Raw genomic sequence first — 216 nt, 5'->3', positions numbered from 1 at the left:
TACCGGCATATATGGGACCAAATGAAAACTTCCCACAAACATTACCGGCGTATATGGGACCAAATGAAAACTTCCCACAAACATTGCCAGCATATATGGGACCAAATGAAAACTTCCCACAAACATTACCGGCATATATGGGACCAAATGAAAACTTCCCACAAACATTACCGGCGTATATGGGACCAAATGAAAACTTCCCACAAACATTGCCAG

The 216-nt window shown here is 42.1% G+C and carries 1 protein-coding gene; it reads left to right on the top strand.

Annotated elements, in window-relative coordinates:
- The coding region (locus ACX6U0_RS21425; RefSeq protein WP_464961810.1) for a hypothetical protein at window positions 1-216 on the top strand (216 nt) is incomplete at both ends.

It is taken from the genome of Gottfriedia sp. ABJ_BB2_2 (assembly GCF_055484705.1).
The sequence above is the reverse complement of the archived record's forward strand: the minus strand, read 5'-3'. Positions and strand labels throughout refer to the sequence as shown.